General features: G+C 66.8%; 19 protein-coding genes. 6 read left to right on the top strand and 13 right to left on the bottom strand.

Features of this window, described 5'->3' with window-relative positions; translation table 11 throughout:
* A partial coding sequence (locus MFF54_RS24445; RefSeq protein WP_238306802.1) for an efflux RND transporter permease subunit occupies window positions 1-589 on the top strand: 589 nt, incomplete at its 5' end.
* A 649-nt stretch (window positions 590-1238) separates the two neighbouring features.
* On the top strand, window positions 1239-1496 hold the full coding sequence (locus MFF54_RS24440) for a hypothetical protein (RefSeq protein ID WP_238306801.1): 258 nt from the start codon (window positions 1239-1241) through the stop codon (window positions 1494-1496).
* Here the strand turns inward: MFF54_RS24440 and MFF54_RS24435 are convergent.
* The 4 genes from MFF54_RS24435 to MFF54_RS24420 all read right to left on the bottom strand — a co-directional run bounded on the left by MFF54_RS24435 (window position 1493) and on the right by MFF54_RS24420 (window position 4104).
* Entirely contained in the window at window positions 1493-1783 is a 291-nt protein-coding gene (locus MFF54_RS24435; protein ID WP_238306800.1) for a hypothetical protein, read from the bottom strand. The two genes, MFF54_RS24440 and MFF54_RS24435, sit on opposite strands and share 4 nt — an antisense overlap.
* Window positions 1784-2507: 724 nt before the next feature.
* Window positions 2508-2747, bottom strand: coding sequence for a hypothetical protein (locus MFF54_RS24430; RefSeq protein ID WP_238306799.1), 240 nt, complete (start codon window positions 2745-2747; stop codon window positions 2508-2510).
* A gap of 678 nt (window positions 2748-3425) precedes the next feature.
* Complete coding sequence (locus MFF54_RS24425) at window positions 3426-3740, bottom strand: GCG_CRPN prefix-to-repeats domain-containing protein (RefSeq protein WP_238306798.1); 315 nt, start codon at window positions 3738-3740, stop codon at window positions 3426-3428.
* Window positions 3741-3873: 133 nt separating this feature from the next.
* Window positions 3874-4104 (bottom strand): hypothetical protein, encoded by a 231-nt coding sequence (locus MFF54_RS24420; protein ID WP_238306797.1) that lies wholly within the window; start codon window positions 4102-4104, stop codon window positions 3874-3876.
* A 233-nt stretch (window positions 4105-4337) separates the two neighbouring features.
* Between MFF54_RS24420 and MFF54_RS24415 the strand changes: the two genes are divergently transcribed.
* A complete protein-coding gene (locus MFF54_RS24415) occupies window positions 4338-4691 on the top strand; it encodes a hypothetical protein (RefSeq protein WP_238306796.1) in 354 nt (117 codons plus the stop codon).
* 470 nt (window positions 4692-5161) lie between these two features.
* Here the strand turns inward: MFF54_RS24415 and MFF54_RS24410 are convergent, their stop codons facing one another.
* On the bottom strand, window positions 5162-5536 hold the full coding sequence (locus tag MFF54_RS24410) for a hypothetical protein (protein WP_238306795.1): 375 nt from the start codon (window positions 5534-5536) through the stop codon (window positions 5162-5164).
* Between the two features lie 117 nt (window positions 5537-5653).
* Here MFF54_RS24410 and MFF54_RS24405 point away from each other — a divergent pair, with 117 nt between their 5' ends.
* Entirely contained in the window at window positions 5654-6043 is a 390-nt protein-coding gene (locus MFF54_RS24405; RefSeq protein WP_238306794.1) for a hypothetical protein, read from the top strand.
* A gap of 372 nt (window positions 6044-6415) precedes the next feature.
* Here the strand turns inward: MFF54_RS24405 and MFF54_RS24400 are convergent, their stop codons facing one another.
* Window positions 6416-6787 (bottom strand): hypothetical protein, encoded by a 372-nt coding sequence (locus MFF54_RS24400; protein WP_238306793.1) that lies wholly within the window; start codon window positions 6785-6787, stop codon window positions 6416-6418.
* Window positions 6788-7017: 230 nt separating this feature from the next.
* Between MFF54_RS24400 and MFF54_RS24395 the strand changes: the two genes are divergently transcribed.
* Window positions 7018-8262: a glycosyltransferase family 61 protein gene (locus MFF54_RS24395; RefSeq protein WP_238306792.1), complete on the top strand. Its 1245-nt coding sequence runs from the start codon at window positions 7018-7020 to the stop codon at window positions 8260-8262.
* A gap of 49 nt (window positions 8263-8311) precedes the next feature.
* On the opposite strand, the gene MFF54_RS24390 is transcribed toward MFF54_RS24395, so the two are convergent.
* The 6 genes from MFF54_RS24390 to MFF54_RS24365 all read right to left on the bottom strand — a co-directional run bounded on the left by MFF54_RS24390 (window position 8312) and on the right by MFF54_RS24365 (window position 15341).
* The gene (locus MFF54_RS24390) at window positions 8312-8620 is read right to left on the bottom strand and encodes a hypothetical protein (RefSeq protein WP_238306791.1); all 309 of its coding nucleotides are present in this window, start codon (window positions 8618-8620) and stop codon (window positions 8312-8314) included.
* Window positions 8621-8680: 60 nt separating this feature from the next.
* Complete coding sequence (locus MFF54_RS24385; RefSeq protein WP_238306790.1) at window positions 8681-9571, bottom strand: alpha/beta hydrolase; 891 nt, start codon at window positions 9569-9571, stop codon at window positions 8681-8683.
* A gap of 273 nt (window positions 9572-9844) precedes the next feature.
* Complete coding sequence (locus tag MFF54_RS24380) at window positions 9845-10603, bottom strand: Crp/Fnr family transcriptional regulator (RefSeq protein WP_238306789.1); 759 nt, start codon at window positions 10601-10603, stop codon at window positions 9845-9847.
* 169 nt (window positions 10604-10772) lie between these two features.
* The gene (locus tag MFF54_RS24375) at window positions 10773-11696 is read right to left on the bottom strand and encodes a BLUF domain-containing protein (RefSeq protein WP_238306788.1); all 924 of its coding nucleotides are present in this window, start codon (window positions 11694-11696) and stop codon (window positions 10773-10775) included.
* A gap of 32 nt (window positions 11697-11728) precedes the next feature.
* On the bottom strand, window positions 11729-13372 hold the full coding sequence (locus tag MFF54_RS24370; protein ID WP_238306803.1) for a putative bifunctional diguanylate cyclase/phosphodiesterase: 1644 nt from the start codon (window positions 13370-13372) through the stop codon (window positions 11729-11731).
* 343 nt (window positions 13373-13715) lie between these two features.
* Window positions 13716-15341 (bottom strand): hybrid sensor histidine kinase/response regulator, encoded by a 1626-nt coding sequence (locus tag MFF54_RS24365; protein WP_238306787.1) that lies wholly within the window; start codon window positions 15339-15341, stop codon window positions 13716-13718.
* Between the two features lie 538 nt (window positions 15342-15879).
* Here MFF54_RS24365 and MFF54_RS24360 point away from each other — a divergent pair.
* Entirely contained in the window at window positions 15880-16146 is a 267-nt protein-coding gene (locus MFF54_RS24360) for a hypothetical protein (RefSeq protein WP_238306786.1), read from the top strand.
* Window positions 16147-16170: 24 nt separating this feature from the next.
* Here MFF54_RS24360 and MFF54_RS24355 read toward each other — a convergent pair.
* A partial coding sequence (locus tag MFF54_RS24355) for a catalase (RefSeq protein WP_238306785.1) occupies window positions 16171-16575 on the bottom strand: 405 nt, incomplete at its 5' end.

Here is a 16575-nt window from a genome sequence, read left to right as displayed (position 1 = left end):
CGAACTCGTGGGCGAGTTCAACAACATGCAGGGCGCGCTGGAGCGTCTCTCGGTGACGGTGCCCCTCGCGATCGGCCTCATCGCTATCCTGCTCTTCATGAACTTCGGCTCGCTCACCGACACCTTGCTGGCGCTGAGCGTCATCCCGATGGCGGCGGCGGGCGGCGTGCTGGCGCTCGTCCTCACCGGCACGCCCTTCAGCGTCTCGGCGGCGATCGGCTTCATCGCGCTGCTGGGCATCGCGGTGATGGATGGGATCATCGTCATCGCGCACTTCAACGACCTCGTCGCGCGCGGCGAAGAGCGTGTGCGGGCGATGCTGGAGACCTGCGCGACCCAGATGCGGCCGGTGGTGATGACCTGCGTGGTAGCCGGCGTCGGGCTGCTGCCGGCGGCCTTCTCCTCGGGTGTCGGCTCGCAGGTTCAGAAGCCGCTCGCCCTCGTGGTCGTCGGCGGCATGAGCCTCGCGCCGGTGCTGATCCTGCTCATCCTCCCGACCCTTATCCTTGCGTTCTCGCGCCGCCGCTCCGCTCCGGTCTCAGAGGCAGCGGCAGCGGAAAGCCTGAGCCTAGCCGAGGCAGGTCGGTAGGAGCGGTCCCGCCGCTGTGGAGCTTTCACGATAGCTCAAAAAAACGGCATGCCACTCGCATGACACGCCGTCGAAGGTGGTTCGTGGTCTCGCTTCAACGAACTGTTGCGCTGTACCTTAACTGACGTACGCCGACCAGCATTCGCAGCCGTCATAAAAACTTCATATGGCTAGAAACCGAGTCTCCTTAGCCGGTTCTCGGTGAGATGCTCGACTAAACGCAAGAAGGGCTTAGGGTTTTGTTGTGCGGCGGCAGGTCTTAACCGTTCACGGACTTGACGTAGCGAGCGCGTCCGAGATGAAACATTGCCGCATGACCTTTCCAGCGCGTCCAAAGACGCGGACACGCGCTCCGGAACCGATGAGCAGGAGAGGGTTGAGATGTAACGTAGCTCATGCAGGCAACGCTCTACCGGGAGCGTGAGTGCCCGGTGCCTGCTGCGGTCAGACGGGTGTTCTTGCCGTAGCTCACAGTGCATGCAGTGGCCCTTCTGCGTCCGTGATAGGCTGGATGTCACATCGGCAGTGGCTAGGCGTGCTAGAGGCGTGCCGTTTCCGTTACATCCCTTCCCAAAGTCGCAACGGCAACAGCGGGCCGGGCAGGACTAAAGCCTAATGGATCTGTCCGGTCCGCGCATTGAGGATCGCCATGCCCAAGCAAGACAAACCCGACAAGGCGGCACAGGACGGAGCGGTAACGCAGGCCAAAATCGCGGCAGCTTGCTTGAAACTCGCAGCCAAGTTTCAGGAGAAGGCGCAGCGGGCGGCTGAGCGGGTGAAGGCTGCCAGGAGCGAGGACAAGCGAGCGATGCACCGCCGCCGGTTCGAGCTATACGGTGATGCCGCGACCGAGCTTGGTGACCGTGCCCGCTCTATGGAAAGCGGTGCGAGGGATCGGGACGATTAGGCTGCCGCGTGGCGGACCTTCTTTTTCTTCTTCCGTCGCGGTGCAGCCTCGGCGCTTCCCTCGCCCGTATCATCGCTGCGAGCGGCCAGTGCCAGCGCCTGCACATGCTGGGCGCGGCTGGGATCGCCCTCCGCCGCTAAAATCATTGCCATGAAGGCGGCGCGACTGATCTGCTTCTTGGTGGCATCAGGGTGCTGCTTGCGCACGGCATCCACCAGGTCTTTGGGCTTCATACCCGGTACAGCCAGCGCGCTGACCGTGCGGGCGATGTCTTGCAGCTCACTCATACCGCCCTCATTCAGAATTCCGGCACGCTGGTCAAGCCGACTGTCACCGAGTATTCATTTAGCTGGCAATGCGTCTCATGGTCCTTATGTATGCACCATATTTGTGCACTGCATCAGCCTATTGAGCTTGCTCGCTGCAGCGCAGCGTGGCATGCCAATACCAACAAGCTGCGATGGCGTCGCGGCTTGTTGGTCCTCTTAGGGCGTTTCCTCCCTAGACTTCGGGCCGCTCCTTAGTGAGCGGCCTTTTTTGTGGCTCATGACCGCATTGCTTCTACGGGTCGGGAGCAGCAGTTCCAGCCGAGCGGGTCGGATGTCCGCTGATGGCTCATAGCCGTCTTCATCAGTGAAGCCTCGCCCCGGCGGGCCTCCTGAGAGGCTTCGGCAGCCCCCCAGCGTGGTAAGGCCACCGCGGTTAGCGATGGGCTCCCACCGTCCGCGGCGGCATTTCGATTGACACCGTGTACCACCAGAGTGCTACACAGGGGGGCAGCGGCATCGACCTAAGGCTTTGAGATAGCTAAGGATATTCGGTCAGCGGACGTCGGGTTCGAATCCAGGTCCCCCAGCCACTGTCATTCTAAGAACTTAGCCAAGATCATCCGGCCCAGACCCCAGTGGTTTTCCGCTGGGGTTTTTCGTTCTCGGCGAACGGTTCGTGTCGGGAAGGTCGACCAGGACGTGGGCGTTCGACCGCTTCATGTCGGCCGGTCCTTGCCAGCACCTAGCTGGCTTCAGCATCATCGTAGGCCTGATTGCAGCGCTGCATCGCTGCCTCGTCCCTCTCGCCCAGGCCATCGCAGGCGGCGATGTGGGCGGCGCTCGCTGCCCGCGCAGCAGCAATGGCCGCTTGGATGAGATCGGGCGTGCTCATGGCAGGGCAGCCCTGCCGCAATGCGATCCGACATAATGTTCGATCGAATCCCGCGGTATGACGCAGGGGATTATTCGCGATCTCGTGCATGTTGGTGGATCGGTACGACGTCCGGGCTCATTCATTGGCCCATGGGAGAGCCTGAAGATCCGGCAGGTCAGATTGTGGCGAGCATCGCAGAAGCGTCGCTCGAGCTGCTCGCTGACGCAGCGGCTCATTTCAGAGAAACGCCTGCAGCGTGGGAGATATCCGGTGTTGCGCGCGTAGCCGCCATAAACTGCGATGAGGCCATGGCCCACCTCGGGCGCTTGATCCTGATCCTTCATGATCTGGCATCCGAGCCTGGAGCACCCGATACGCGGCGTGCCCTCAGAAAACTTCACAGCGAAGTGCGCAGAGCTTTTGAGACATCGCAGCAGCGCGGCATTGCCTGAGATTGCCATCTCAGCCTCCGATCCAGCTTGACGCGGCCGAGCGCGATCAGGACGCCGCGGATCCGGGCCGGCCACGTTCAACAAGACGTTCGACGTCCCGCTCGCCTCGATCCGGAAGACCTGCAGCGCTTCATCGATGCACCTGCGGCAGGCGAGATCGTGAAACCGGTGGGTGTCTCGACCGGCTCCAGCTTCGTGATAATGACGGGGCCGTTCGCGAGCTTCCCGCCGACCGGGATGCCGGGGCTCTGGGGGATGCTTGCAACGCGATGGGGCGATCCGAAGCGCGCTCCGGACCGCCCCTAACTCAGCCGCTCAGCTGATAAACGAAGCCTCAGTAGCCGTCGTAGAACCGGCGGGGCCGATCGTAGCCACCACGGCCGTACCCGTAGCCGTCACCCCGATAGACCGGCCGATCACCATAGTAGCCGCGCGGTCCACCGTACCCGTATCCAGGGCCACGGTCGTTCGGACGGCAGTCACCAAACCGGTTCGGGTGCCAGCCCGGGCCACAACCGCCGGCCACGGTCTCGATCAGCGCACCGCCATCGACCGGACCAAAGCCCAGCGGCGCAGCATTGGCTGCCGTTGCGATGCCGAGGCCGCTGGCGACTGCAACAGCTAACCCGAGCACTTTCGCATGCATCATCGTAAAATCCCTTGAAACGCGTCGGACCTGACAGAATGGACCGATTGAGAGCAGGGTGTGCTCCGGCCGCTGAACCGTGGCTGAGGAATGCCGTCATGCTCGTTACAGGTGGTCTCACCTTGCAGGCTCGGTGCTAGTCCTCGTCATCGTCGTGATCGACAGACCCGTCGCGCCGATCGCGCGGCACCTCGTCCCGTCGTATGTCACGGCGCATCTCCCGCCGCTCGATGTCCCGCTCCCGCTGGGCGCGTGAGCGCGTGTCGACGGAGGGGCCATCAGGGCCGATCTCAAGGCGCTGAGCCGATACAGACGCGGTTGCAAGCAAGCCAAACGCGAGCAGGGAGGATGCCAGGATAGCCTTCATGGTCGTCTCCTTCGATTGGCAGTGGGCCAACCGCGCCTGATCTGCGGCTTTCCCTGCTGGATCGACGGGCAACAGTTCGGGGCAGATGGCAACCCGTCTCTGCAGCTGTGATTTTCGAGGTACACAGTGGGTGTGAGCCGGCGCGAATGCGCCAAGATCATCGGCGTCACCGAGGCCGCCATCCGGAAGGCGATCACGGCCGGCCGCGTCTCCGCGGAGGCCGAAACGGGCAGATGCGCGACGGCGAGATGCTGGCGCTGCACCGATCGGCTGTTCGTGGGGTCCAGGGCGACCCTGATGCTGCCGCGGCGGGCTTTTTCGTCAGCCGCGATTTATCCGGGCAATTTCAGGGTCTCGGCTGGAAGGTCGGCTTTTCGGCGCAGCCTTTTGTCCGAGGCCGCTATGCGCCAGGACAAGATCGAGGCGGTAAACACGCAGGCAAGGCCAGCTCCCAGAGGAGCCTAGAGCAGCGCGGCGAGGCCCCACTATGGCTGAAGCAGAAGAAAAGCAATCACGCCGCCGAGCAGCGCGACAAGGCAGTGCAGTATCATGCCCCCGCCAGCGCGGCGCTCTGCTCGTCCTGCTAGTTCGGCGAAGACGTACTGCGGACAGCTACTCACTTGAAGCAATTGGCTGCTAGGAGACCTCGAGCCAGTTTCGGCCAGGTCGGCACCTCAATCTGGCGGATTTCTTGCAGAACAATCGAACGCGTGCGGGTCATTTTGCCTGGCGGGTAGCCGCGCCCCTCTGCTTCGGAAGCGCCTGCTGCGGCAAACCAACCTGCTCCGAACTATCCGGCCGCCCGGCTTCGTCACCCGCCACAAAGCGGCTCTCGCAGGGATCGCGCCTGTCATTACCTTTGCGCTCGAAGCTATGAAAAGCGCCGTGCTCATTGATGGTGGCACAGCGGGCACTCTTCTCGCATTCGTCGGTGAAAAAGGTATCCAGGCGCGGCCGGGTGTCGGCGAGGCCTTCTCTTAATTCGCAGCGGCCCAGGGCCCAACCTGAGCGGCCACCTCACCGACTCTTCCGATCGGCCATGGCGGGAACGTAGCGCTCAAGCCTTCAGCAGGACCGCGTCGACTGCGCTCCCTATGCGCACGAGCCATGCTTCTGCCTGCTCGGCCCGCTGCTGCGCCGCCTGCACGCGCTCCTCCGCGGCTCTAACACGATGCTCGGCTGCCGAGAGGAGTGCCTCGGTTCTCGCCTCGCTCGCGCGCGCCTGGTCTCGAAGCTGGCTGATCTCGGCACGGAGTTCGTTCACCTGCCGATCGTGCGACGAAGCTTGGGCCGCTAGCCGCCGCTCGCGATCTTGGGCCTGACTGCCGGCTTCGTTGATCGCGTCGAGAACACGCGTCCAATCCGTGAGCAACGTCTTCGATCGCTCTTCGGCGCTTGTTGCGCCTATGGCGGTGATGGTGCCCTGCTGCACCGGCGCCGCAACGCTCGGTACAGACGAGGGGGCGGACGGCGCCCTGCCCGCTCTGATTTGATCGTCCAGGCTTGCCCAGGACACGACAGTTCCCGACGCCACTCGATCCCCCTTGAAATGCTCTTCGTTGACGCGTCAGGCTCGGTCACTCTGGGTATCGGAGAACTCGGCCGTAACAGTCTCGTGCAGCCGTCGGAGCCACTCCTCCGCCACACGGGCGCGCTCCTCGGCGATCTCGGCACGCCGCTCGGCGTCCCGCACGCGTTCTTCCGCTCGAACGGCGATGCCGGTTGCGCGTGCTTCGGCAGCTCGGACACGCTCGCCCGCCGCGTGGATGTCTTCGCGAACCCGTTCGAGAAGCTCCTGGACGCGCAGATCCTGCTCTTGCGCTTGCTTCTCGACCTCGCGTGCATGGACGGCGGCGCCACGAACGCGCTCGATCAGGGCAGACCAGTCCTGCGAAGATGTAGGGGGCGGGCCAGCAAGCGAGTGATCATCGAGGGATGAGCCAAGACTGCGCAGAACGCCTGTCAAAGGGTCCTTGACCCCTCTTGAAGAGGACGCAGAATTAACTCTGTTATCGATCTCCGAGATCAGATCCAGGTGCGACTTTTTGACCGGATCCATGATCGAGACCTGCAGAATTTTGCGTTTGTGCCAGAGGGGCTTCAACCCGAGCACAGAGTTAACTCGCCTTAAATTTGTGCCCGCGCAAGCGGTGCTGGCCCACCTCTGGTGCTTTTAGCCTCAATGTGTGCCGCCGTCACACAAACAGCACACAGAGTGCGGGGGAAGCGATCGCCCAGCCCTAGCACGCTCAGGTCGGGATGCCCTGCAGCTAGCCCGGCACGTCCTGACGGGAGGTCGGATTCCCGTAGGTCAACGTTTCGCGTCGATCGCCTCGACCTGCCGACCGATCAGGAACAGGGCGCGGCCGCGATCGGCTCGGCCGGTGCCGCTCTGCGGATGGATTCCGAACAGTTCGAGGTCGGTCCATCCGAGCTCCACCGCCCGCTCTCCGAACCGCTCCAGGCAGTCGAGCGTCGCGGCATGCGCCTTCTGCCACTGCTCCCCGTAGCGGCCGGGGCATGGCGCCTTTGCCGGGCTCAGGCTCCGGAGGCCAGGGCGCCAAGGGTAGAGGTCGGGGTCGGGACGGGGCGAGGTGGGCGGACATGCCGGCCCTCTGCGCGGCACGGTTGCCAGAAGCTTGCTACCCTCCTGGCTCTGACCGCCGGCAAGCTCCAAGGCCATTTGGGCCGCTTCCCGCATGCGTGTCGACGACCCGGAACGGCTTCGGCGGAGTGGCGAGATGTGCTAGCACCCGTGTCAGCAGAGGTGCTTGAGCACCGCCACGAAGGTGTTGGCGTGGAAGGTTTGGCGGCAGTTCATCGCCCCGACGGGGACGTGTGCCGAAGCGGCGTTGAGCCGTCGAGGTGCAGTCGGTCCAGGATGGCGGCATCCGTGTCACGGGATTCAGGTAGATGGCCGATCCGTCCGCGTCGATGACACTGACGATCCCTGCCCCCATCCAAGTGACCGCCCTGCCGAACCGCCGGACCCTCGCGACCGGGCGGGAGCCGCGCCCGGAAACGGCCATCCGGCCCTCCTTCGACGGCCAGGATCCCGCGGCTCTCCTGGAGCAAATTCCGCGTCACGAGACAATCCTGCCGCAGGTCGATGCCTTCACCCTTCCCGGCGGCTATATCTGGTTCGGCGATGGCGTCGACGGGATCGCCCTCACCGCCGATGGCCAGCTGGCCCTGGAAACGGCAACCTTCGCCCGCGGTTACCAGCCGCTTCCGCCGGAAGCGTTGCGGGCGCGCGCCCGCGAGATCGACGAAGACTGGATCACAATCGTCGATTGCGGATGCCACAATTACTACCACCTCCTGATGCTGGCGATGCCGCGGCTCACCTATGCGAAGGCGCATCTGCCCGGGGCCTGGGCGGCCGTGCCCGCCCACCGCCCATCCCCCGACGGCCGCCTGCCGCTGCTCGATCAGCTCATCGCCCTGAGCGGGGAAGGTCACCGGATTCGACGCGTCGAAGACGGGCTCTACCGGCTGCGCAACCTCCACGTCATCTGGACGAATTTCATCAACCCCCCCGCGCTCCACTTGGTCGACGAAACCTTCGCCTGCTTCGACATCCTGGCCCGGAACGTCCCCCCGGCACCGGATCGGCGATTCCCGAAGCGCATCTTCATCGAGCGCGTGGGCGACATGCGCCTGAGCGACCCCAACGCCCGCCGCAGCCTCGACCGTTACCTGGCTACCCACGGTTTCGGGAAGGTGCGGCTGGAGACGCTCGACATAGGCGATCAGATCCGGCTCTTCGCAGGGGCGAGCCACGTGGTCGCGGCCCATGGGGCGGGCCTGAGCAACATCGTGTTCGGCTCGCCGCAGTTGCGGGTGCTCGAACTGAATCTCGACCTCGACGGGCGGGGTACGCTGCGGCCCTGGTTCCTGCTCCTCGCCGCTGCCCGGGGGCAGCACTACCAGTACCTGAATGCCTCGGCCTGCGAACTGGCCGACCTACCGATGGGCCTCGCGTTCGACCGGCTGATGGGGACCCGTCGGCAGGCCCTGCGACTGCGGCTCGCCCGGCTGCGGGGCCGCCTGGATCGTCACCTCGCCCGCGCGGCAATTCTGGCGCGCCGCCTCAGATCCGGCAGAGCACTGCTGGGAAGCCGATTTCCCGGACGAACTCCCCCACCTCAATCCTAACATCGAACGCGTATCGCCCCGGGCTCTTTGCGCTCGCCGTCGATCTGGTTCACCTCCGCGGTGACTTGCACCGGGGCACCGCAGCAATCCGTCCGGGTTGTGCTGTGCCGGGGTGGACCGAGAAGAGGTCGAGGTCGGGCCATGCGAGTTCAACCGCCTGCGTGCCGAAGCGATCCAAGAGGTCGAGCATGTTCGCGTGCGCCTTCTGCCACGTCTCGCCGTAGAGCCCAGGGCACGAGAGCTTCGCCGGGCTCAGGCTCGCGAGGCAGGGGCGCAAGGTGTAGAGGTCGGAGGCCGCGACGGAGGCGAGGTGCTGCACGATCTTACCGGCCCAGGGATCCGGGAACGCGATATCCATCTGGAGCCGGGCGGGGACGCGACATCCCTCGCGCTACCGAAAATCTGAAAGCGTCGAGGTTCAACGAGCGTCGAGATGGCTCTGGATGAAGCTCCCCGCGTTCGTGAGAGAGCGGCGCCCGTCGGCCACGTCTTGGTAGAAGAGATGCCAGGCGTGGATCATGCGCGGCCAGATCTCGAGGTGCACGGCGACGTCGGCGGCACCCGCAACCTGCGCGAGCCGCAGGGAGTCATCGAGAAGCGTCTCGGCGGAGCCGACCTGGATCAGCATCGGCGGCAGGCCTGCGAGATCGGCGTTGATCGGCGAGACAAGTGGCCCCCGCGCATCGGCGCCGTTCAGGTAGAGGCTCGCCAACTCAGCGAGGTAGGCCCTGCTGAGCAGGGGATCGACCGCAGCCTTGGATTCGAGGCTTGCGCCGGTGAGCGCGAGATCGATCCAGGGCGAACTCAGCCAGAGGCAGCCCGGCAGCGGCAAGCCTGCTTCGCGCAACGACAGGGCCATCGCGAGAGCGAGACCGCCACCCGCGCTCTCGCCCGCGAGCGCGATCCGTGCTGCTGCGATGCCCGAGGCGAGGAGAAAGCGGTAGCCGGTTAGCGCGTCGTCGAGCGCGGCCGGGAACGGGTGCTCCGGCGCGAGACGGTAGTCGATCGCCAGGGTGCGGGCCCGCGCTTCGCGGCCGGCCTGCGCGACCATGTGGCGATGGCTCCTCAGCGATCCGGAGACGTAGCCGCCCCCGTGCAGGAACAGAACGACGCGCTCGCCGTCGGCCGCGGGCGTGCTTGTCCACTCCGCCCGCACACCATGAGCGTCGACGGGCTCGACCCGGACATCCGGAGGCAGGGCGTAGCCAGCCCCGAGGCTTTCGATCCGGGCGCGCCGCTCAGCGAGATCGGCAGGTCGCGGATGCGCGGCGAGGCGGGCTCGGATCACGTCGATGTCACTCGGCGGCACGTGTCGCTCCCGACCTGATAACGGGGTGTCGCTTCAACGCCGGATGGGCGACGATGACGCCTGCACCGCCCGGTTAGTAGACGGGCGCCGACGCGTAGCGCACCCCCGCTGGAGGATGGCGCCGGGGCTCATGCGATCTAACTCGGAAGCTATCCCGTTGCCCGACCGGGAGTGTCGAGCCGATCTCGCCGGAGCCGGATACGATGCAATCTGATCGGGTGCCGCTCGAGACGTCCTTTTGGGGCGGCAGAGGATGTTCCGATCGCAGACTTCTCAACCGTCCCGGGCGGGACCGCCCCATTCCCTGCTCTCGGGCAGCCATTCCGGATCGGTTCTGAGCTGCCGCCGCGGCAGCTGCGACAGGCCGCGCAGGGTCTCGATATCGTTCAGCCGGACGAGCCGGCCCGTGCGGGTGAGAAGCCCCTCGGCATCGAGCACCCGCAGAGAACGGTTGAGATGCACGGACGTCATGCCGAGCTTCTCGCCGATCTGCTCCTGGGTCATCGGAAGCTCGAAGGCGCCGCCAGGCGCTTTGCCGAGCCGCGCCAGCCTATCGTGCAGGTCGAGGATGAAGGTGATGATCTGCTTGCGCGCATCGGTCTTCCCCATCGCCGCCATGGCGTCCATCAGGGCGATCCGCTCGATCTGAACGGCCATCAGGAACAGCGCGGCGAGGCGCGGATGGTCGACGAACAGGTCGCGCATCCGCGTCAGGGGCACCGGGGCGACCAAGCAATCCGTCAGGGCCGTAAGCGTCTCGGCGGCCGAGGTCAGCGCCATGCTGGGCGTTCCGAGGATATCGCCCGGCAGGTGGACCTTCGTCACCTGTCGGGCGCCCGAGGGCAGGACCATCGATGCCAGCACCCATCCCTCCAGCATCAGGTAGATGCAGGGAGCGGGATCGCCCTCGGCCCGGATGGTCGCGGCGCGCTTGTAGAGGATCGGGGTGTCGCCGAGACTGCGCAACCGCTTCTGTTCGGCATCCGACAGAGCGGCCATGTCGGTGAAGCGATTGAGCGGGTAATCGATCACGGACACCTCGACGTTGGGCAGCGCTTCTTACCGAACTGCGGAAGAGCCGGGCCGCGGGCCCGCCCCGGCGAAAGAATCCACACGCGGTCTGCTCACGCACAGATAGACCCCAGGAGCAGGGCACGACCGACCCGGTTCCGCGACAGCCGTTGCGCGCCACCGGGTGCCCTCAGGCGATGGCCCGGAGCGCGGCGTTCCGGTCACCCGGCTCGCCAGTTGTGGGGCCGTGTGCCTCGAGGCTCAAGAGCCCCTCTGCGACGCTGCCGGCCTCCTGGCTCATGGCGGTCGCGAGCAGCTGCGCCCGCTTGGCCCAGAGATCCCGCTCCTGACGCATCGTCCGCGACTGCTCCTGCTGGAGCGCGAGCGCGATCCGCGCAGCGTCGAGTTCGTTGCGCAGGTCGGTCGTGCGCTGGCGCTCCTGCGCGAGGGCGGTCCGCAGGACGGTCAGGGCCGTGTCGGGCTCGGCGGCATGGACGATCTCGTCCTTCGGCGGCCGATGGCCCACAGCTTGGCCGCCGACCGGATCGCGACCGGCTTCGTGCCGAGCCTGCGGTGGCCGGCCGAGCTGCGGCAGCTCTGCGCGGACCCGCTCCACGTCCATGACCTGGGGTGCCCTGTCGGGTGAACCCGCCGGCTCGGACGGGGTGGCGGAGGGAGGCGCCAGCCCTTCCTCTTCCAGCACCAGCCCGTGCAGCATGGCGAACACGGCATCACCGTCGAGCCGCGTCAGGTCGAACCCGCTCGCCGCCGCGATCCCCTCCCAGCGGGCGCGGCCCGCGCGCGATTGCCCGACGAAGGCCATCGACCAGTTCGCGAAGGTCCGGCTCTCGACCACGCCGCACTGCAGGACCGTCACGTCGCCGTGGCGCGGATCGCACTGGATGCGCTCGAAGGTAGCCTCGACTCCGTCCTGGGGGCCTTCCAGCACCTGCGCGAAGGCGCCCGCGTTGAACATCAGGGCGCCGGTGACGCCGACCGCCGCATTGTTGCGCTGCGAGGCCGCGAGTATCTGAGAGACCGCCTCCGCGATCTCGGCCTCCGATCCCTGGAGGAGATTCTTGCTGGCATAGACGAGACGGTACAGGTCACTCACGGCGGAAGCTCCGGGGCAGCGGACGGTCGAGGCTATTGGTTTCGAGGAGCAGCGGTCAGGAATTTCAGGACTTCGGCTGCCGAGATGGGCCTGCTGATGAGGTAGCCCTGCACGTCGGTGCAGCCCTCGGCCCGGATGCGCTCCAGTTGGTCGGCGGTCTCGACGCCCTCCGCGACGGTCGTCATGCCGAGGCTCTTGCCGAGTCCTGCGATGGCCCGGATGATCGCCTCGCCGTCGCGGTTGCTCGAAAGATCGCTCACGAAGGAGCGGTCGATCTTGATCTTGTCGAAGGGAAAGCTGCGCAGGTAGCTGAGCGACGAGTAGCCGGTGCCGAAATCGTCCATGGACACGCGCACGCCGAGTTCGCGCAGGCGATGCAGCGTCTGCAGGGTCCGCTCGCTCTCCTGCAGCAACACGCCCTCTGTGATCTCCACCTCCAGGCGGGTGGCGGGCAGCCCCGAGGCGGCGAGCGCCGACATCACCATCTCGACGAGCCGCTCGCTCTTGAACTGCGCGGGCGAGACGTTGACCGCGACCGAGAGCGGTGCGGGCCAAGTCACCGCGTCGCGGCAGGCTTGGCGCATGACCCACTCGCCGATCGGGACGATGAGGCCGATCTCCTCGGCCAGCGGGATGAAGTCGAGGGGCGAGACCGTGCCGCGCACCGGGTGCTGCCAGCGGATGAGAGCCTCGCAGCCCACGAGGCGGTTGCCCTCCAGCTGGAGCTGCGGCTGGTAGTGCAGTTGGAACTCGCGCCGCGCGAGCGCCTGGCGCATGTCGAGCTCGAGCCGGCGACGCGCCTGCATGCGCGCGTCCATCTCGGGTTCGAAGAACCGATAGGTGGCCCGCCCGTCGAGCTTGGCCCGGTAGAGCGCAAGATCGGCGTTCTTCAGGAGCGTGTCGGCCTCGCTGCCGTCACCGGGTGCGAGCGCGACGCCGACGCTGGCCCCGATGGTGAGCAGGTGCCCGTCGACCATGTAGGTCCGGCCGACCAGGTCCACGAGGCGGCGGGCGAGCGCCTGGGTGTCGGAGGCTTCGCGAACGCCGGTCTGCAGGATGACGAACTCGTCGCCGCCGATCCGCGCCACCGTGTCGGTGGGGCGCACCGTCGAGCGCAAGCGATCGGCGACCTTCTTCAGCAGGGCGTCCCCCATCGGGTGGCCCAGCGTGTCGTTGACGGGCTTGAACCGGTCGAGATCGATCAGCAGGACGGCGCAGCCCTCGCGCGACCGGCGGAGCCGTCCCAGAGCCTCCTGGAGACGTTCGCGCAGCAGGAGGCGGTTCGGCAGGCCCGTGAGCGGATCGCGCCGGGCCATCGCCTCCGCTTCCGCCTCGGCCGCGCGGCGGGCCGTGACGTCTTCGAAGGCCACGGCCCAGCGGCCACCCGTGACGGGCTGCAGGTGCACCTCCAGCAGGTGCTGCTGGAGCGTCATCTCGAAGGTGCCGGAGATGTGCTCCGCGTGGGGACGCGGCAGCCGCGCACGCACGTGGCTCCACATCTGGGCGCGCACCTGCCCCCACGCGCCCCCGGCGCAGCGGCGCACGATGCGCAGGACCTCCCGGAGAGAGGATCCCTGCGAGATCACGCCCTCCCGGCCGCCGAGGATATTCAGGATCCGGCCAGAGGCGAGAACGACGCGCCCGCGCTCGTCGATGAGCAGCAGGCCGTGGCGCATCGCGTCCAGGTAAGGCAGCAAGTCAGCGGCGGATGAGGAAGCGCCCGCGCCAGAACCGGCACCGAATCCGGCAGCATCAGAACCGCCGGAACAGGACTGATTGCTTAGAGTCGCAGGCATGTCGAAGCAATCCGATGCCACAGTCGAAATCGCTTCGACCAATCCGGACGTCGTTCTACGTGAGGAGCTCTAAATTTTTACTAAGCTTTCACGCGGGCGTGATGGGTGCATCACTTCCCCTGATCGTTGCGGTCACATCCCGACCTAGGGTGCGAGACGGCCGCCCCTCCCACCACGCCGGCATCAGCGTCGCCGATGCTCAAAGACGGCTGCGCCGGAACGCCTAACCGACGCCGGTCGGGCCATCGAGGACGCGACGCACCCGCCGGGCGAGTTCCATGCGCTTGTAGGGCTTGTTGATGATCTCGAACTCGGTGCCGCCCACATCCGTGCGCTCGAGGGAGGCTTCCGCGTAGCCCGTCGTCAGCAGGACCTTGATCCGGGGCTGGCGCTCACGCGCGGCCCGCGCCAGCATCACGCCGTTCATGCCCCCGGGCATGATCAGATCGGTGAACAGCATGTCGATCCGAGCCTCGCCGTCGAGCAGTTCCAGGGCTGCCTTCGGCCCGTCCGCGATGGTGACCTTGTAGCCGAAATCCTCCAGGATCGTGCCCGCAGTTGCCGCCACGTCCGGCCGGTCGTCGACCACGAGCACCGACTCGGTGCCGTGCCGGTCGGCGGCGCGCTGCGTGATCCGGCGCTCCTCCTCGATCTTCTGATCCGAGGCCGGGAAGAGCAGCCGCACCGTGGTGCCGTGGCCAACCTCCGAGTAGATCTTGACCGATCCGCCCGACTGCTTGGCGAAGCCGTATACCATGGCGAGGCCGAGGCCCGTGCCCTTGCCCTCCCCCTTGGTGGTGAAGAACGGCTCCATCACGCGGGCCAGGATCTCGGGCGGCATGCCGGTACCCGTGTCGGTCACCGAGACCACCACGTAGGCGCCGGGCGGCACCGTCTTGTAGAGGGCGGTATCCTCGTCCTCGATCAGCAGGTTCTCGGTCTTCACCGTCACCGTGCCGCCGTTCGGCATGGCGTCGCGGGCGTTGATCAGCACGTTCAGGAGCGCGACTTCGGCCTGGGTCGGGTCGATGCGCGTGGTCCAGAGGTCCTCCGCCGGCGCCACCCGCAGCACGACCTGCTCGCCCAGCGTGCGCTCGGCCATCTCGCCCATGTTCTGGACGAGCCCATTGATGTTGAGAAGGCGGCCTTCGAGGCGCTGCTTGCGCGAGAAGGCGAGGAGCTGGTGCGTGAGCTTGGCCGCGCGCTCGGACGCATCGCGCACCGCCTCGCCAGCGCGGCGCAGGCGCCCGACATCGATATCGGGATGATCGATGAGCGCCAGCATCACCTCGTTGTGGCCGGAGATCACCTGAAGCAGGTTGTTGAAGTCGTGCGCGATGCCACCGGTGAGCTGGCCGAGACTCTCCATCTTCTGGGCCTGATGCAGCGATTCCTCGGCGTCGCGGCGGCGCGAGACGTCGAGCTGCGAGCCGAAGAAGTAGACGAGGTCGCCCTGCCGGTTGAACACCGGGCTGACGAACAGCGCGTTCCAGAAGGAGGAGCCGTCCTTGCGGTAGTTCAGGATCTCGGTAGCGAATTCGCGGTGCTCGGCGATGGCCGATCGCACCTCGTCGATCGTCTCGCGGTCCGTTTCCTTGCCCTGAAGGAAGCGGCAATTCGTGCCGATCAGTTCCTGTCGGGTGTAGCCGGTCATGCGCTCGAAGGCGCGGTTGACGAAGATGATCGGGTTGTCGGGCTGGTGCGGGTCGGTGACGATCATCGGCATGCGCGTCGTCTCGACGGCCGCGAAGAAGATGTCGTGATGGACATCCTCGACGCCGGACGGCCCGCTGCCCGTCACCGGCGTGTGCGGACCGTTCGTCTTGGGCTTCTCCGGTGACGACGGCATCCGCTGGCAGGACTTCCCTGGAGAGGCCGGGGCCGTGGCTGGCCCGGGCGGAAGGTAGGAGACGGCCGCGACCCTAACACAGGACACAACGCATAGGTGCAGGCGCACGGAGATGGTTCAACGGTCACGATGCCGCGGCCAGGCCGGTACGAAAATACCGGTTCCGCCCTGCGGAGAGACGATCGCCGATGCCGATGAGGAACGAGCGCCGGTTGCGACGCGACCGATGCGGCTCAATCCCGCACGCCTGACGGCGTGATACGTTCCCAAGGCGGCATCCGGCCCACAACCGGAACGGGAACGCAGCCGCGACACTCGGAGCGCCGGAGGGGATGAACAGGGCAGCGTGCGCGCGGATGTCCGGGCATCCTCGACGGAGCCGCCGCTGGATCGGGGATTGCGGGGGCTATCCGGCGAGGAGAGATCGCGGTGCGACGCGGATCGCTCCCCGCTCGGAGCCACGGGAACGCTCCGAGCGCCTCCTGCTTGTCCGACAAGGCGGCCTCGGGGCCGCCGATCCGGATGTCGGAGGCGACACATGACTTCAGAGCTTCGCGCCACTCTGCTCGCGGCCACGATCCTCGCCGGCCTCTGCGGCGCTGCCGGGGCAGCCGAGCGGCCCGACGGCACGTCCGCGCCCGCCCGTAGCAGCGGCGCGACCGGCTCCACGACGAGCGTCGGCGCGGGCGGCCTCACCGGTTCCGGCGCGACCCAGGACGGGACCCGCCGCACCGGCAGCAAGGCGCCCGCCTCGGCAACTGAGCGGGCCGGCTCGACCGCCCCGGCCGCCGGCACGACGCGCTGAGCCGGCGCGCAGTCCGAGCGCGCGCTACTGCGAGCGGCGCCCGAAGGAGACGGCGTAGGCCTGGACGCGCGCGTCGATGAGCGGATCGTCCGACACCTCGATCCCGTCGGTGAGCGCGTTCGGCATGAAGAGCAGGGCCTTCTCAGCCTCGCGGCTGTCGGGCACGGCCTTGGCGACCGTCAGGGTGCCGAGATCGATCGTCCGGCGGTCGTCGGGCCAGGGCTTGGTGGCATCGTTCGTCGGGTCGCCAGGCTCGGCGAGTTGTGCCAGCACCCGGAAGCGCGCCGGCTCCTTCGCGAGGCGCAGGCCGATCTCCTCCATCAGGTAGCCCGGATCCCGCTTGGCCGCCTCCTCGGGTGAGAGGATCTCCTCGCCCTGCGCCAGGCCTTCCGCTACCGCTTCGTCCCGGTGCAGGGCGAGGAGATCCTC

Source organism: Methylobacterium gregans (genome assembly GCF_022179245.1).
GTDB lineage: Bacteria > Pseudomonadota > Alphaproteobacteria > Rhizobiales > Beijerinckiaceae > Methylobacterium > Methylobacterium gregans.
Note: the sequence above shows the minus strand (reverse complement) of the source record. Positions and strands in the feature narration are given on the sequence as shown.

What these genes read in the sequence shown, in the direction of transcription:
- MFF54_RS24425 (WP_238306798.1), bottom strand. Translation starts at nt 3,740, where the DNA reads ATGATGCATGCGAAAGTGCTCGGGTTAGCTGTTGCAGTCGCCAGCGGC.
- MFF54_RS24435 (WP_238306800.1), bottom strand. Translation starts at nt 1,783, where the DNA reads ATGAGTGAGCTGCAAGACATCGCCCGCACGGTCAGCGCGCTGGCTGTA.
- MFF54_RS24405 (WP_238306794.1), top strand. Translation starts at nt 5,654, where the DNA reads ATGCTCTTCGTTGACGCGTCAGGCTCGGTCACTCTGGGTATCGGAGAA.
- MFF54_RS24420 (WP_238306797.1), bottom strand. Translation starts at nt 4,104, where the DNA reads ATGAAGGCTATCCTGGCATCCTCCCTGCTCGCGTTTGGCTTGCTTGCA.
- MFF54_RS24370 (WP_238306803.1), bottom strand. Translation starts at nt 13,372, where the DNA reads ATGCGCCACGGCCTGCTGCTCATCGACGAGCGCGGGCGCGTCGTTCTC.
- MFF54_RS24440 (WP_238306801.1), top strand. Translation starts at nt 1,239, where the DNA reads ATGCCCAAGCAAGACAAACCCGACAAGGCGGCACAGGACGGAGCGGTA.
- MFF54_RS24395 (WP_238306792.1), top strand. Translation starts at nt 7,018, where the DNA reads ATGGCCGATCCGTCCGCGTCGATGACACTGACGATCCCTGCCCCCATC.
- MFF54_RS24365 (WP_238306787.1), bottom strand. Translation starts at nt 15,341, where the DNA reads ATGCCGTCGTCACCGGAGAAGCCCAAGACGAACGGTCCGCACACGCCG.
- MFF54_RS24415 (WP_238306796.1), top strand. Translation starts at nt 4,338, where the DNA reads ATGCGCGACGGCGAGATGCTGGCGCTGCACCGATCGGCTGTTCGTGGG.
- MFF54_RS24390 (WP_238306791.1), bottom strand. Translation starts at nt 8,620, where the DNA reads ATGGATATCGCGTTCCCGGATCCCTGGGCCGGTAAGATCGTGCAGCAC.
- MFF54_RS24360 (WP_238306786.1), top strand. Translation starts at nt 15,880, where the DNA reads ATGACTTCAGAGCTTCGCGCCACTCTGCTCGCGGCCACGATCCTCGCC.
- MFF54_RS24430 (WP_238306799.1), bottom strand. Translation starts at nt 2,747, where the DNA reads ATGCACGAGATCGCGAATAATCCCCTGCGTCATACCGCGGGATTCGAT.
- MFF54_RS24400 (WP_238306793.1), bottom strand. Translation starts at nt 6,787, where the DNA reads ATGGCCTTGGAGCTTGCCGGCGGTCAGAGCCAGGAGGGTAGCAAGCTT.